At 58.7% G+C, this 13,662-nt stretch carries 14 protein-coding genes and 1 riboswitch; of the genes, 10 read left to right on the top strand and 4 right to left on the bottom strand.

Annotated elements, in window-relative coordinates; translation table 11 throughout:
- Window positions 1-156 precede the first annotated feature (156 nt).
- Entirely contained in the window at window positions 157-510 is a 354-nt protein-coding gene (locus tag EU556_RS23710) for a ferritin-like domain-containing protein (protein WP_262709676.1), read from the bottom strand.
- Between the two features lie 69 nt (window positions 511-579).
- Here EU556_RS23710 and EU556_RS23705 point away from each other — a divergent pair, with 69 nt between their 5' ends.
- The 7 genes from EU556_RS23705 (at window position 580) to EU556_RS26870 (ending at window position 6,976) form a co-directional block, all read left to right on the top strand.
- Complete coding sequence (locus EU556_RS23705) at window positions 580-1,581, top strand: alpha/beta hydrolase (protein ID WP_135436728.1); 1,002 nt, start codon at window positions 580-582, stop codon at window positions 1,579-1,581.
- 153 nt (window positions 1,582-1,734) lie between these two features.
- Window positions 1,735-2,286, top strand: a complete 552-nt coding sequence (locus EU556_RS23700; RefSeq protein ID WP_135436727.1) for a hypothetical protein — start codon at window positions 1,735-1,737, stop codon at window positions 2,284-2,286.
- 563 nt (window positions 2,287-2,849) lie between these two features.
- A complete protein-coding gene (locus EU556_RS23695; RefSeq protein ID WP_135436726.1) occupies window positions 2,850-3,908 on the top strand; it encodes a bifunctional transcriptional activator/DNA repair enzyme AdaA in 1,059 nt (352 codons plus the stop codon).
- Window positions 3,909-4,103: 195 nt separating this feature from the next.
- A complete protein-coding gene (locus EU556_RS23690) occupies window positions 4,104-4,331 on the top strand; it encodes a hypothetical protein (protein ID WP_135436725.1) in 228 nt (75 codons plus the stop codon).
- Window positions 4,332-4,354: 23 nt separating this feature from the next.
- Window positions 4,355-4,582, top strand: coding sequence for a hypothetical protein (locus EU556_RS23685; protein ID WP_135436724.1), 228 nt, complete (start codon window positions 4,355-4,357; stop codon window positions 4,580-4,582).
- Between the two features lie 133 nt (window positions 4,583-4,715).
- A complete protein-coding gene (locus tag EU556_RS23680; RefSeq protein ID WP_135436723.1) occupies window positions 4,716-6,416 on the top strand; it encodes an acyl-CoA synthetase in 1,701 nt (566 codons plus the stop codon).
- Between the two features lie 149 nt (window positions 6,417-6,565).
- Window positions 6,566-6,976, top strand: coding sequence for a DUF202 domain-containing protein (locus tag EU556_RS26870; RefSeq protein WP_210116359.1), 411 nt, complete (start codon window positions 6,566-6,568; stop codon window positions 6,974-6,976).
- Here the strand turns inward: EU556_RS26870 and EU556_RS23670 are convergent.
- The 3 genes from EU556_RS23670 to EU556_RS23660 form a co-directional block, all read right to left on the bottom strand.
- Window positions 6,930-7,307, bottom strand: coding sequence for a cupredoxin domain-containing protein (locus EU556_RS23670; protein WP_135436722.1), 378 nt, complete (start codon window positions 7,305-7,307; stop codon window positions 6,930-6,932). The two genes, EU556_RS26870 and EU556_RS23670, sit on opposite strands and share 47 nt — an antisense overlap.
- Window positions 7,308-7,326: 19 nt before the next feature.
- The gene (locus EU556_RS23665; RefSeq protein ID WP_135436721.1) at window positions 7,327-9,831 is read right to left on the bottom strand and encodes a heavy metal translocating P-type ATPase; all 2,505 of its coding nucleotides are present in this window, start codon (window positions 9,829-9,831) and stop codon (window positions 7,327-7,329) included.
- A gap of 177 nt (window positions 9,832-10,008) precedes the next feature.
- Complete coding sequence (locus EU556_RS23660; protein ID WP_135436720.1) at window positions 10,009-11,304, bottom strand: voltage-gated chloride channel family protein; 1,296 nt, start codon at window positions 11,302-11,304, stop codon at window positions 10,009-10,011.
- A gap of 46 nt (window positions 11,305-11,350) precedes the next feature.
- Window positions 11,351-11,424: riboswitch (Fluoride riboswitch) on the bottom strand.
- A 317-nt stretch (window positions 11,425-11,741) separates the two neighbouring features.
- On the opposite strand from EU556_RS23660, the gene EU556_RS26210 reads away from it, so the two are divergent.
- From EU556_RS26210 to EU556_RS23650, 3 genes are all read left to right on the top strand, one after another.
- The gene (locus EU556_RS26210; protein ID WP_167855174.1) at window positions 11,742-11,879 is read left to right on the top strand and encodes a hypothetical protein; all 138 of its coding nucleotides are present in this window, start codon (window positions 11,742-11,744) and stop codon (window positions 11,877-11,879) included.
- A gap of 387 nt (window positions 11,880-12,266) precedes the next feature.
- Window positions 12,267-12,893 (top strand): FKBP-type peptidyl-prolyl cis-trans isomerase N-terminal domain-containing protein, encoded by a 627-nt coding sequence (locus EU556_RS23655; protein WP_135436775.1) that lies wholly within the window; start codon window positions 12,267-12,269, stop codon window positions 12,891-12,893.
- Window positions 12,894-12,975: 82 nt separating this feature from the next.
- Window positions 12,976-13,635 (top strand): hypothetical protein, encoded by a 660-nt coding sequence (locus tag EU556_RS23650; protein WP_135436719.1) that lies wholly within the window; start codon window positions 12,976-12,978, stop codon window positions 13,633-13,635.
- The last annotated feature ends 27 nt before the right edge of the window (window positions 13,636-13,662 follow it).

Here is a 13,662-nt window from a genome sequence, read left to right as displayed (position 1 = left end):
TTGTATACGCGGTGTCCGGCGCCCGCGTTGGCTAGCGCCGCACCAGGTGAGCTCTTAGGCCAGTGTTTCTAACTTCTCATGAACCCACTTAGCCCTAACGATTACGGGTGGGTACAATGCACAAGAGCTGGCCAGTACGGTCGTCGGGGCTAGGGGCTAATTAAATGCCTCCTGGGCCTCTGCCGTCGTTACCCCAAAGGCGGTTACCAGATTCACGCCAGCTTGGGTTACGTTGGCCTCGCTGGGGTACTGCTCGGCTGGCATATTGGGGGCATACACGGGTGCCGTGTACATGGGCGCGAGCCCGCCATTATCGTCGCCCGAAATCCAGTTCTTGGGCTTAGAGGTGAGCGGGCCGGGAATACTTTGCGGGCTGCCGCGGCGCACCGTTCGGATGTAAGAAGCGTGGCGCCCTTCTACGGAGGAAATATTGAGGGCTGCCTCCAGAATGGTATTGTTGCTGATGAGCAACGGCGCACCACCTTTGCTACCCTTGTGGCTGGCGCCGATGCCGGGCGCCAGTCTTTCTTGCTAGCTTAGAGCAGCGCTTTCTGCTTACCTCCTCCCTAGCTTTACCTTATGCGCCTTTTCCCCTGCTTCCTAGGCCACTCCCGACTGCTATTCCTAGCAGCTCTTCTATTGAAACTAGCTCAACCCGCCCTAGGCCAGCAGCAACCAAGCCCGCGCGATACGTCTTTCACTACCTACAGCGCTTACACTAAGGCCAAGAAACAGGACCCGACCATCAGCATAGCTCGGCCAGCGGCACCGCCGAGCGTTCGGGCGCAAACCAATATTCCCTACTGTACCCAAGGCACCCACGCGTTGCAACTGGATGTGTTTTACCCCAAACCCAAGCGGCGGCAACTACGCCCAGCGGTGCTCCTCATCCACGGGGGCGGCTGGCGCTCCGGCGACCGGTCGCAGCATGTGCCGCTGGCTCAGCAACTGGCGGGCAAGGGCTACGTGGCCGTTACGGCAGAATATCGGCTGTCTACCGAAGCACCGTACCCAGCGGCCGTGCAAGATTTGAAAGCCGCCCTACGCTGGATGCGCGCTCACGCCCGCACGTACGGCATTGATACTGCTCGGCTGGCCGTGTGGGGATTCTCGGCCGGGGGCCAACTGGCAGCCCTCATTGGCACTACCAACGGCAACCCTCTCTACGAAACGGGCTGCTACCCTACCCACTCTAGCAGTGTGCAAGCCATTGTGGATGTAGATGGCATTTTAGCTTTTATCCATCCGGAGTCGGGCGAAGGCGACGACCGCAAGAACACCTCGGCGGCCACGTACTGGTTCGGGAGCCCTAAAACGGTCCACCCTGAGCTCTGGCAGCAAGCCTCGGCCCTGACGCACGTAAGCGCACAAACGCCTCCCATCCTATTCATTAACAGCGGCGTAGACCGCATGCACGCGGGCCGCGACGACCTGCGGCGGCAGCTCACCCAGTTTGGTATTTACTCAGAGGTGCACCAATTCCCGGAGGCCCCGCACCCCTTCCCCCTATTTAACCCCTGGTTTGCGCCCACTCTGCAGTATACCGTTGAGTTTCTGGATAAAGTGTTGAAGCCGCGTTAAGCAGAAGCATATCGGAGGCGTAAGAGCCGATTTGGTTTGCGGGCGCAGCAGGAGTAAGCTGGTGGCCTGGCCGCTAGTGACGTGTAACTTTCCGGAGCCAGCACAGTAGGATAAGGGACTACGCAGCTCTTTATTTTCCAAACCCTACCCGCCATGGCAGCCAACTTCCCTCCCCCCAACGACCAGAACAACGCTACTGACCCCGCTAAACTAGGTGCCGACCAGGGCCCCGGTTCTTCCCCGGAAGAAGATCCACGAGATATGTCGACGGTGCTGGCCAACACCGGTAATTACCGCGACGAAGTGGCGCTCCGCCACCCAAATTCGGCGCACAGCAACCCGTCAGATCCTGAGCAGGGCTCTGACTTTGACCACCAACGCCGCCAGGGCGCAACTGGCAGCGGCAACCAGTCTGGGGCCGTGGGCGCCGGTGAAGGGATGGGCCGGGCTGGCTTTAACAATGATGAAGACCGCGGTTATGACCAAAGCGGACACCGGGGTGGCCTAGGCACCAGCGGAGGCCGCGAAGACCTCTCCGACCGGAATGCCAACCCCTATCAGAACGCCTTCACCGGCGGATATGGCGGTGGCGACTACGATCAGCCGGACGATTCTCAAACCCAAGGGCTGGGCCTCAACAGCCGTAACCCCGCAGATCAATCGACCTTACCCAAGCTAGATAACATCGTAAACGAATCGGACTAAGCTGATAGATCACCCTGAGAGGGCTCTGCTGCCGGATGGTGCCAGGCTTTCTCAGGGTGATTTCCCGTTCATAGCAGTCCCTTATACCTGGCCTAGAAGCTGACTGCTACCGACTAGGCACTGCACAAACTGTTGAATCAGGTAGCCCACATTACCAGCGCCGATCGGTCTAGCCTCGAGAACTCCGCCCCCTCTGCTCCTTCGAAGTAGATAGCTGATCAGGGACAATCTATTGCCGGGCAAGTGTCTAAACTAGTCTTTCTGCGCTTATGCTTCTGCACGCTTAATGCACTATGCGCAACGCCGCATTACATCTGACACCCAGTCATTTTCAATATATAAACGTTTATAATTCTGATATTTATCCATCACAACATCAACTTTAACATTATCCCTAATAACTCTCGATGGACGGCTTAGGTAGAGACTGATTAATTCGATTCAGTTGTGACAAGTGGTGTAGAAAAATGCTTGTCTAATTTCCGGTTGTGGAATGGTGGCACGCTGCCTTGCTTTGCCTTTGCATACTGCAAGCACTTCGCTCACGCCACTCTCCACCCACTATGGAATTCCTGCTGTTGCCCTCCCCCGTTGAATGCTACCAAGCTTTAGTAGCAAAAGACTCTAGCTATGAAGGCCGCTTCATCGCGGCGGTGAAAACTACGGGCATTTTCTGTCGGCCCACCTGTACTGCCCGCAAGCCTAAGCCCGAGAACGTGGAGTTCTTTGCCACCGCCAAAGAAGCTTTATTGCAAGGGTACCGGCCCTGTAAGGTGTGCGTGCCGCTGCAGGCAGCCGCATCTACCCCCGCCTTTATTCAACGGCTACTAGAGGAGCTAAGTCAACAGCCCGCAGTGAAAATAACCGACCAAGCCTTGCGCGAGAAGGGACTGGAGCCGGCTACCGTGCGGCGCTGGTTTCTGCGCCAGCACGGTATCACGTTCCAGGCATACCAACGACTCAACCGCATTAATGTCGCCTTCAAGAAACTGCAGCGGGGCGAGTCGGTGACGGCGGCAGCCTTTGACAGCGGCTATGACTCGTTGAGTGGGTTTCAGGATTCCTTTAAGGCGGTGTTTGGGGTGTCGCCGCGGCAGAGTCGGGAGCAGCAACTCATTCAGCTTACTCGCCTCGAAACACCGCTGGGGACCATGCTCGCCTGCGCTAATGAGCAGGGCATTTGCCTGTTGGAATTCACTGACAGGCGCATGCTGGAAAATGAGCTGAAAGACTTAGCTCGCCGACTAAATGCCACCATCATCCAGGGCGAAAACTCACACTTTAGTCTGCTTCGGACCCAACTGGCCGAGTATTTTGCGGGCACCCGGCAGGAGTTTACCGTACCTCTGTGCACCCCAGGCACGGAATTTCAGCAGGCCGTTTGGCAGGAGTTACAAACCATTCCGTACGGTACCACCCGCTCGTATGGGCAACAGGCGCTGGCTTTGCAGAGGCCTAGCGCCGTGCGGGCGGTGGCCACGGCCAATGGCATGAACCGCGTGGCTATCCTCATTCCCTGCCACCGCGTAATTGGGGCCGATGGGCACCTGACGGGCTATGCCGGGGGCCTGTGGCGCAAGCAGTGGCTGCTAGCGCTAGAAGCGGGTAAGCAAGAGGCCTAGGCCAAGTGCTAGCCACAGGTACAATATTGTGGCTTTCATCTATATTCTACTTGCAGCACAATATTCTCACAAACATCTATTTATCAAATTCTTATACATAGACCGCAATTAGTAATATCATAGGTTACCCCCCTATGAAGTAGGGCAAATGGTATGCTTGTTGCCGAGCTTAGGCAGGACCCTATTCTTTGCCTCATGTTTCCGACCGAAGATTCATTTCGCAACGCCCTGCAGAAAGGGCAACTCAGCACTGCCGCAATTCTATTGGCCCAACTAATTGTAGCCCGCCATGAGCAGCACGCCCATCTGGGGCTAGCTCAGGAGGTGTACGTACACCGCTACTGTGAGCAGTTGCTGGAGCAAGGGCACCAACTTAATGCCGACACTCTCCTGGAAGCAGCCCACCACTACACACCCGCCTAGGCTGCTTTTGCGTATGCTGCGGTATGAGCATCATTCAGCCCCCTTACCCCGGATCACCGGAGCAGCCGGAGCCATCAGCCAATAGCGGTACCCCTTCCTTGGAAGAGCTAGCTGCCCTTACTGGCCTGTTCAACCCCGCCCAGATTATAGAAGAGTTAGAACAACTAGAAGACCTCGATGCCGCCGATGAGTCTGCACCGCAGCCCAACGGCCCTTTGCCCGGCGACACCGCCGAGCAACAGCGCGGCTAGATGCCCAGCCGTCAGAAAGCTTTGCTTGCCCAAACGTAGTGTAGTTGCCCGGAGACTGGCCTAGCGCATGGCGAGGTTAGTCTCCGGGCACTTTCTTATACTAGCGTTCTGACCTCACCCCCCGGCCCCACCCATGAAACGCTATTTCCAGGATTTCCAGCGCATTGCGCGCACGCGCACCTACGCGGCGCTTGCCACGCACCCCATCCCGAAGCCCGAGTTTTTTAACTGGACGGTCGAGATTTTTGAGGGGCTGCACGCGGCGGAACATCCGGAGAAGGAGGCGCTGGTGCTGGTGAGTGACGATGGTCCCGAGCAGCGATTTAGCTACCAGGCCCTGGCCCAACAGGCCAACCAACTGCTCAACTATTGGCGCCGTGAGCAAGTGGAGCCCGGAGACGCGGTGCTGCTGATGGTGCCCGTGGTGGCCGAACTGTGGTTCAGTTACCTGGCCAGTATTAAGGGCGGGCAGGTGCTCATTCCCACGGCCACTATTATGTCGGTGCCGGACCTTGCCTACCGCTTTAAGCGCCTGCTGCCCGCTGTGGTACTGGCTGATGCTGAGAATGCGGAGAAGATTGATTTGGCCGAGCAGCAGATCGGGCAACGCATTCGGCTTAAGATGCTGGTGGGTGAAGCAGAGCGGCCAGGTTGGGTAAGCTGCTCGGCCTGCGCCACGGAAGCGCCGGAAGCTCCAGCCGCCCCCACCCGCGCCGATGACCCGCTCTTTCTGTTTTTCACGTCGGGTACTACCGGCATGCCCAAAATTGTAACTCACACCCACTATTCCTACCCCGTAGGCCACCTGAGTACTGCCGCCTGGATTGGGCTGACGCCGGAGGATGTGCACTGCAACATTTCGCAGGCAGGCTGGGCGAAGTTTGCCTGGAGCAGTTTCTTCGCCCCTCTGAGCGTGGGCGCCACCCTGCTGGTATACCGGCAGAGCGGCAAGTTTGCGGCTCCGCCCCTGCTGAAAGTACTGGAACAGCAGCGCGTTACCACCTTCTGCGCCCCTCCCACCGTGCTACGCCTGCTGATTCTGGAAGATTTGACACAGTACCAGTTCAGTTTTCGGGAGTGCGTGAGTGCCGGGGAGCCTCTAAACCCCGAGGTGATTGATGCCTGGCAGCGCGGCACGGGCCTCCTCATTCGCGACGGGTACGGCCAGACGGAAAGCACGGCCATGGTGTACAACCTGCCGACCGGCGAGATCAAACAAGGCTCCATGGGGCTGCCCTCCTTCCTGTATGAGGTAGTAATTGCCGACGAGCAAGGCCAAGTGCTGGCTGACTATGAAGAAGGCCACATTGCAGTGCGCATGAACCCTGGCCGGCCCAATGGCATCTTCAAGGAGTATTTTGGGGAGCCGGAACGAGGGGCCAGTGTATTCCGCCACGGCCTGTACTACACCGGCGACAAGGCCTACCGCACTCCCGATGGTTACCTCTGGTTTGTGGGCCGCGATGATGACGTCATTAAGTCTTCTGATTACCGGGTGGGCCCCTTTGAGGTAGAAAGTGCGCTGGTGGAGCACCCCGCTGTAGTAGAGGCGGCCGTGGTAGGCTCGCCCCACCCCATAAAGGGCCACGAGATAAAGGCTTTCGTGCTGCTGCACCCCGAGACGCAGCCCTCCGAGGCGGTAGCTACCGCTTTGTTTCAGTATTGCCGTGAGGTGCTGGCTCCGTATAAGATGCCGCGTATTCTGGAGTTCGTGACGGAGCTACCCAAAACCATCAGCGGCAAAATTCGGCGGGTAGAGCTACGGGCTCAGGAGGCCGAATACCGACAGTTGGGCAACTCCACCAGAGCGCAGGAGTACTTCTACCAGAAGTAAACCGGCCAGCAACCACCTACTTTGCACGTCAGCACGCTCAGTCCCTTGGCTTGGTGCAGCTTGAGGCGGGCAACTCAACCGCAGATACTCCCCGCATCAGTTAGCTGCCTGGCTCAAGGCAGTAACGCCACGCTTAACCGATACGTGTTTTGGCATCAACTCCCCGCACTCCCCCCTCCGCGCCCCCTGACTTGGCCCTCGGCATCAGCGACCGGCTAGCCTTGGAGCGGACCCGCCTGGCCAATGAACGAACCATCCTAGCCTACCTTCGCACGGGTATTGCGTTGGTAGTGGCCGGCTTTTCCCTGATCAACTTTTTCCGGGGGTATTTGTACGTGTGGGTAGGTGTGCTGCTGGTGCCGGTAGGCTTTGGGATGGTGGTGCTGGGCTGGTACGCATCCGCAGCAAGCGCCAAACCATTTTACGGGTGCTGCACGGTCACCACGCTCCCAAGCCCTATTCCGTGCCCGCTGACGAACAGGCCTAGCAGACGCTACAGGCAAGTGGGCTTAGCTATTTCACCACCAAGCTACCGCGCAGCATCCCCATGCCGCAGGTAAACTCAAACCGGCCGGCCTGCTGAGGCAGCAGCTCCACCAGAGTGGTTTGGAACGCGGGCAGCTCACGCCGAATACCAAAGTCGGGGAACAGCACTTCTTCCGAGCAGCTGGCTTCCTCGTTTCGATGGAAGTGCAACTGCACAGGCTTGCCTTTCTCCACCTCAATTACAGCAGGCGAGTAGCCCCCCTGCACCGTTATATCAACCTGTTGCACGCCGGTGGCCGACGAAACTGCGCTAACAGTCTGGTGAGTTGAGAAAAAGAAGTACCACAGCACAAAGGCAATCAGGCCCAGGCCTACGAGGGTGACGATAAGCTCAGAGGTATCCATGAGAAGTAGCAAAGGAGGCCTAGGCCGCCGCACCCCGGAAAGAGCGCAGCCGCAAAGAATTGGTGAGTACAGAAACCGAGCTTAGGGCCATGGCCCCGGCCGCCAGCATGGGCGAAAGAGAAATACCCAGCACCGGATACAGCACCCCGGCCGCAATGGGGATACCCAGCACGTTGTAGATAAAGGCAAAAAACAGATTTTGCCGGATGGTCCGGATGGTCTGCTTGGAGAGGTCGATGGCGGTGACCACACCCTGCAGGTCGGAGCGCATGAGGGTGATGCCGGCGGCTTCCATCGCCACGTCGGTGCCGCCGCCCATGGCCAGCCCAATATCGGCCCGGGCCAGCGCCGGGGCATCGTTGATGCCGTCGCCGACCATGGCTACCACCCGGCCTTCGGTCTGGAGCTCCTGCACTTTGCCGGCTTTATCTTGGGGCAACACTTCGGCGAAGAAGCGCTTAATCCCAACTTGTTGAGCAATTTTTTCGGCTGTCTGAGGGTTGTCGCCGGTCATCATCACTACTTCCAACCCCATAGCCTGCAGGCGCCGAATGGCCGCGGCAGAGGTATCCCGGACCGTGTCAGCCACCCCAATCAGGGCCACGCCTTGCCCACCGATGACAACGAACAATACCGTTTTGGCCTGGCCTAGCAGCTCACTGGCCTGCTCTGTTAGCTGCGCCGGCAGCTCCACGCTGGCTTCCGTGAGCAACCGTTGATTGCCAATGAGCACCCGCTCGCCGGCAACGAGGGCGCTAGCCCCGCGGCCCTCTACCGCCCTAAACTCCTGCGCCGGCACACTGGGCACCTGGTGAGCTTCGGCGTAGCGCACCACGGCCTCCGCCAAGGGGTGCTCCGACTGGCGCTCTACGGCTGCCACCGTTTGCAACACCTGGCTGGGTGTTTGGCCCGGGGCAACGATAAAATCCGTGACTGTCGGCTCTCCTCGCGTAATGGTGCCGGTTTTATCAAGGAGAATAGTAGTGACCTGATGGGCTTTCTCCAGCGCTTCGGCGTTGCGGATAAGCACCCCGTTTTCGGCGCCCTTGCCCGTGCTGACCATGATGGCGGTGGGCGTAGCTAGGCCAAGCGCACACGGACATGCAATGATCAAGACGGCCACAAAGTTGACCAGCGCCAGTGGAAACCGGGTGGCCTCCGGGGCCAGGTCAAACCACAGCACGAAGGTAAGAATGGCAATGCACACCACCGTAGGCACAAAAACGGCGCTGACCTTATCGGCGAGGCGCTGAATGGGCGCGCGGCTGCCCTGGGCATCTTCCACCAGCTTTACGATCTGGGAGAGCATGGTTTCGGCGCCAACTTTGGTTACGCGGAAGCGGAAGGAGCCGGTTTTGTTAAGTGTAGCCCCGTAAACGGGGTCCCCCACGTTCTTTGCCACCGGTAGGCTTTCGCCCGTAAGCATGGCTTCATCAACGGCGGAGTGGCCTAGCACCACTATTCCATCCGTGGCTACCTTCTCGCCGGGCCGTACTACCACCACATCGCCGGGCCGCACCTGCTCAATGGGCAGGTCAATTTCCTGTTCGCCATGTACCACGCGGGCCGTTTTAGCCTGCAGGCCCATCAGCGACTTAATAGCCGCTGAGGTTTGAGTTTTGGCCCGTAGCTCCAGCACTTTGCCCATCAGAATAAGGGCAATGATGGTGGCAGTGGTATCATAATACACCTCCGGCATGAGGCCGTGCTGCATAAAGAGATGCGGCGCTACGGTAGCGGCTAGGCTGTAGAGAAAAGCAGCCCCAGTGCCTACCGCAATTAGGGTATCCATATTGGCCGCCCGGTGCCGGAAGGCATTCCAGGCCGAGGTATAAAACTCCCGGCCGCTGTAGAGCAGCACGGGCAGCGTGAGACCCAGTAACACATAGTTGAGTGCCTGCATATTGATGCGGGCAGACAAGGCGGGCCAGAGCATCACCATGGAAAGCAGCATCACGACGGCTGCCAACCCCACGGCCACCCATAGGCGGCGCTTGAGCTTCTGGTAGGCCAGGGCCTTCTGTTGATCGAGTTCGGCCTGACGGTCAGCGGCGCTGGTGTCGGGTGCGGCGGGGGCCGCCACGCCGTAGCCTGCTTTCACCACGGCTTCCCGCAACGTTTCGGGGGTGGCCTGGCCAGGCAGGTACTCTACCGTAGCCCGCTCCGTGGCGTAGTTCACCAGCGCCTTGTGCACGCCGGGCGTGCGCGACAAAGACTTTTCCACGAAGGACGCGCACGAGGCGCAGGTCATGCCCTCAATATCCAGAGTAGCCAGGGCGGTGGCAACCGGGACAGGCACCACCGGAGGCAGCACTGCCGCCGCTACGCCTGACTGGCCTAGCCGCGCTGCGACAGTGCCACCAGTTGTCACGAGCTCAGCTTCCAGATACTGCGTTGGATCTGCCTCGAACTTATGCTGGCAGTTCGCGGAGCAAAACACATATTCTTTATCGTTGAAGTGCGAACGATGCGCGGCCGAAGACGCGTCAACCATCATGCCGCACACTACATCTTGCTGATTCATATCTAGGCCTCAAGCGGAAAGGATGTGCCTTCCCACTGCACAAATCAACAGCCAACCGAGACAGTTGGCCGTACGGGATTCTGGAGAAACATTATAGAATTCCGACTGGTGCCCGCACAGGCATTCTTGCCGCATAGAGTGGCCTAGCCAAACAGCTCACTTTCCTACCTAGGGTTTCTATAGTTCACCGAGGCGCTTTCCCTGGTCGCGGCCCAGACGCAGGTGCTTGGGCTGCCCAATTATCTGCGCCGAGTAGATCCCCCGATGACCGGAAAACAGGTAGGCCACCACGCAGGCTAGGGCCAGATATACTCCCCCTTGCAGGCCAAACAGCTCCAGGCCCATGAGCATGCAGGCCAGGGGCGTATTGGCCGCTCCCGCAAACACGGCCACAAATCCCATAGCTGCCAGCAGGGCCACCGGCAGCGGTAATACCCCCGATAACGCACTACCCAGTGTGGCGCCGATGAAAAATAGCGGAGTTACCTCGCCCCCCTTAAAACCACACCCCAGGGTGAGGGCCGTCAACACCAGCTTGAGAATAAAATCGGTGGGCGGCAATGGCACCTGGCAGGCCTCGACAATGACGGGCACGCCTAGGCCACTGTAGCGGGTGGTGCCCAGGGCCCACATGGCCGCTACCACTAGCGCACCGCCCAGCACGGGCCGCAACGGCGCGTAGTCCACCCGCGCAAACTGCTGGCTAATCCAGTGGGTAAGGGTGGCGAAGCTGCGAGCCGTCAGCCCAAACAATGCTCCCGCCAGCAACGTGCAGCCTAATCCTAGGGGCGTAAGCGGCAGCGCGGCCAGCTGTGGATAGTGGGTGTGGCCTACGCCCCAGGCCCGCGTTACCACGTCGGCGCTGACGGCGGCCAGGAAGGCAGGTAGTACGGCATCGTAGCGAATGGTACCTAGCAAGAACACTTCCAAGCCAAACACGGCCCCGGCCAGCGGCGTGCCAAATACGGAAGCGAAGCCGGCACTCATGCCCGCAATCAGCAGTAGACGCCGGTCGCGGGGGCGCAGTCTGAAGAGCCGGGTAAGCTGATCGGCCAGGGCCCCGCCCATTTGTACGGCGGTACCCTCGCGGCCCGCCGAGCCTCCAAACAGGTGGGTGATAAGGGTGCCGCCCAGTACCAAGGGCACCAGCCGCAACGGAATATGCAGGCGGGGTGCATGTATTTCGTCCAGCACCAGGTTGTTGCCGCGTACTACCCTATCCCCAAAATAGTGGTAGGCCAGCCCAACCACCAGCCCGGCAAGCGGCAGCAGGACAATGATCCATTCGTGCAGCTCCCGGTAGTTTGTCACCCAATCCAGGGAAACCAGAAATAAGGCCGACGCCGAACCAGCCAACGCTCCTACCAGCAGGCTGAGCACCAGCCAGCGTCCCACAAAATACAGGGTGGCCGGTAGGTTAAGGGCGCGCAGATTCGAAAACCAGAAGGAAGTAGAGGCAGGGCGGAGTGGCATAAGGCGAACTATACGATGAAGCAAGCAGCAGCCCTGTGTGGGCCGCCGTTCAGTAGGAATCATCAGCGCAGCGCCGAAGCGGCTGGCGGTTCGCGGTGGAAATCCATCACCGTATGCAAAAGCAAATATAGAAGCAATGGCCCTAGTACCACAAATAGGCCCCACTAGGCCACTGCTCAGCGATGGGCTCCATCAAGTGATTACCAACTTTAACCCCTTAGCATACAATGCCGATAACTCAATCTCTGCTACCCTTCGCAACCTTTAGCCACATGCTTCGTTTACTAGCGGTTGCTAACTCATGCGAGAAGCTCGATCAGCTAAAGAATTGTTGAGCAGTTCTCATAAATAAATGATGCTTGCATAACACTTTCTTAACTTTTGCGCTGTATCTTTGCAGTCAATAATCTGAATTACATTAACATACCAAACGCACAATGAAAAAGAGCACTGCTGCCGTTTCTTCTCTACTTGTTCTGGGAGGCCTAGGGTCATTGCGCTATCTGGCTGCTCAGGTACGCGACATGAATCTATTTTTTGACCTACGCGACGAGGAAGAGCTGCACTTCTGCTAAGTGGTGTCTTCTTCCAGGTAATATTTGAACTCCGCCCCTCCCGGCGGAGTTCGTTGCGTTTAGGCCCTTCCGCAAGCGCGGTTGCCAGCCTTCTACTAGAGAGCCGACAGCGCTTTCAGCCCTCGCGGAGGGTATAGTTTTTTGGCTATCAGAGCCCCTGTTCGGCAGTTTTTGCCCGATTACGGCAAGCTGAAGGAATAATCCGGGTTTCAGCCTCAGGAGGTTAGCCGCTTGGCCTCAAAAAAACCGCATCCATTCCCGGTAGTTTCCTGTACTTCACAGTTCGGCAGCCCGCGCGGGATGCCGGTATCTCTCACCGCTGCCGGTGCGGCAGGCTCGGGCCACGTGGCGCCTGGGTTGCCTACCGCGTGGCATAGTACATGGTTTATGAACCTGACCAGCCTGAAAGAGCAGATCAGCTACATCATTGGGCGCGACATGGCCCGCAACTTCGCGCAACAAGGGCTCGACATTGATGTTGATACGTTTGCCCAGAGCATGAAAGAAGCTCTTGGTGGCGAGCCTAGCCGCCTCACCCCCGAGCAAATGCAAACTGCCATGCAGCAGTTGCAGGAGCAAATGGGCATTGGCCAGGAAGATGAATCTCAAGACTCCAACTCCATGAACAACAAAGCCGAAGGCGAAGCATTCCTCGCCGAAAACAAGAACAAACCGGGTGTGCAGACGCTGCCTAGTGGCCTACAGTACGAAGTCCTGACGGAAGGTACTGGCAAGAAGCCCGGCCCTAGCTCGTCGGTAACCACGCACTACCACGGCACGCTCATCAATGGTAACGTGTTCGACAGCTCGTACCAGCGCGGTCAGCCCGCTACGTTTGGTGTAAACCAAGTAATTGCCGGCTGGACAGAAGCCCTCCAGCTGATGCCCGAAGGCTCTAAGTGGCGCCTCTACATTCCCTCGGACCTGGCCTACGGACGCCGGGGTGCTGGTCGCGACATTGGACCTGACACGGCTCTTATCTTCGACGTTGAGTTGCTGAAAGTCAACAACTAAGCTACCCTTACTTAAAGCCCCGCTATCTGGTATAGTCGCCCTTCTGAGGCTGACGTTGCCGGGCAGCGGGGCTTCTTTTCGTATGTCTGTCCCACCCCCTTCTTCTCCCGGCCCAGTCGAGGATCCTTCGGAAAATACCTCCCCTGCTCAACCAACCCCCGGAGAGCAAGTGCCTATCCTATCCGGGGCTGAAGAGGACACCTCTAGGCCACTCGCCGGAAGCCAGAGTACCGCATTTCAGCTACTGCCCCCACCCCCGCCGATGGTATTTACCGTGGTGCGCAGCGAAGACGGCCGGATGGCCCTGACCAACGAGGCCCTGGAAATCAATGGCCAGGTGTTTGGGTGGCGGGAGCTGGAAGGCGTAGACGTACAACCGGTACGGTGGCTACTGTGGTTTTTGCTGGGGGGCTTCACGCTGGCCGGATTCATGCTGGGGTTTCTGCAGAACTGGCTTCGCACAATTCCGGCGGCCATGGGCATGGCTCTGGGAGCGCTCTTGCTGGCCTTTGGCACCCGGGGCGCTAACCGCTGGCGCCTGCACCGGCCGGGCCAGGAGGCGGCTTACTTTGCCTTGTCGGGGCCGGCGCGGGGCTGGCAGCAGCTGGCCGCCGAGTCCAACCGCCGCATTCGGCAGCGCCACGATGAAGCCGCCGCGGCCGCTGAGTACTGGCTGCACATGTCTTGGAACGCCAGCCAGGCTGCCCGGGCAAACGCCCCAGAACCCCCAGAACATTTCTAGGCCGCTTCGCACTTTTTCCGCTGTATT

Source organism: Hymenobacter fodinae (assembly GCF_004745825.1).
In the GTDB taxonomy this organism is placed as follows: domain Bacteria; phylum Bacteroidota; class Bacteroidia; order Cytophagales; family Hymenobacteraceae; genus Hymenobacter; species Hymenobacter fodinae.
This window is presented reverse-complemented; position numbering and strand designations above follow the sequence as displayed.

What these genes read in the sequence shown, in the direction of transcription:
- EU556_RS23705 (WP_135436728.1), top strand. Translation starts at nt 580, where the DNA reads ATGCGCCTTTTCCCCTGCTTCCTAGGCCACTCCCGACTGCTATTCCTA.
- EU556_RS23700 (WP_135436727.1), top strand. Translation starts at nt 1,735, where the DNA reads ATGGCAGCCAACTTCCCTCCCCCCAACGACCAGAACAACGCTACTGAC.
- EU556_RS23695 (WP_135436726.1), top strand. Translation starts at nt 2,850, where the DNA reads ATGGAATTCCTGCTGTTGCCCTCCCCCGTTGAATGCTACCAAGCTTTA.
- EU556_RS23690 (WP_135436725.1), top strand. Translation starts at nt 4,104, where the DNA reads ATGTTTCCGACCGAAGATTCATTTCGCAACGCCCTGCAGAAAGGGCAA.
- EU556_RS23685 (WP_135436724.1), top strand. Translation starts at nt 4,355, where the DNA reads ATGAGCATCATTCAGCCCCCTTACCCCGGATCACCGGAGCAGCCGGAG.
- EU556_RS23680 (WP_135436723.1), top strand. Translation starts at nt 4,716, where the DNA reads ATGAAACGCTATTTCCAGGATTTCCAGCGCATTGCGCGCACGCGCACC.
- EU556_RS23670 (WP_135436722.1), bottom strand. Translation starts at nt 7,307, where the DNA reads ATGGATACCTCTGAGCTTATCGTCACCCTCGTAGGCCTGGGCCTGATT.
- EU556_RS23665 (WP_135436721.1), bottom strand. Translation starts at nt 9,831, where the DNA reads ATGAATCAGCAAGATGTAGTGTGCGGCATGATGGTTGACGCGTCTTCG.
- EU556_RS23660 (WP_135436720.1), bottom strand. Translation starts at nt 11,304, where the DNA reads ATGCCACTCCGCCCTGCCTCTACTTCCTTCTGGTTTTCGAATCTGCGC.
- EU556_RS26210 (WP_167855174.1), top strand. Translation starts at nt 11,742, where the DNA reads ATGAAAAAGAGCACTGCTGCCGTTTCTTCTCTACTTGTTCTGGGAGGC.
- EU556_RS23655 (WP_135436775.1), top strand. Translation starts at nt 12,267, where the DNA reads ATGAACCTGACCAGCCTGAAAGAGCAGATCAGCTACATCATTGGGCGC.
- EU556_RS23650 (WP_135436719.1), top strand. Translation starts at nt 12,976, where the DNA reads ATGTCTGTCCCACCCCCTTCTTCTCCCGGCCCAGTCGAGGATCCTTCG.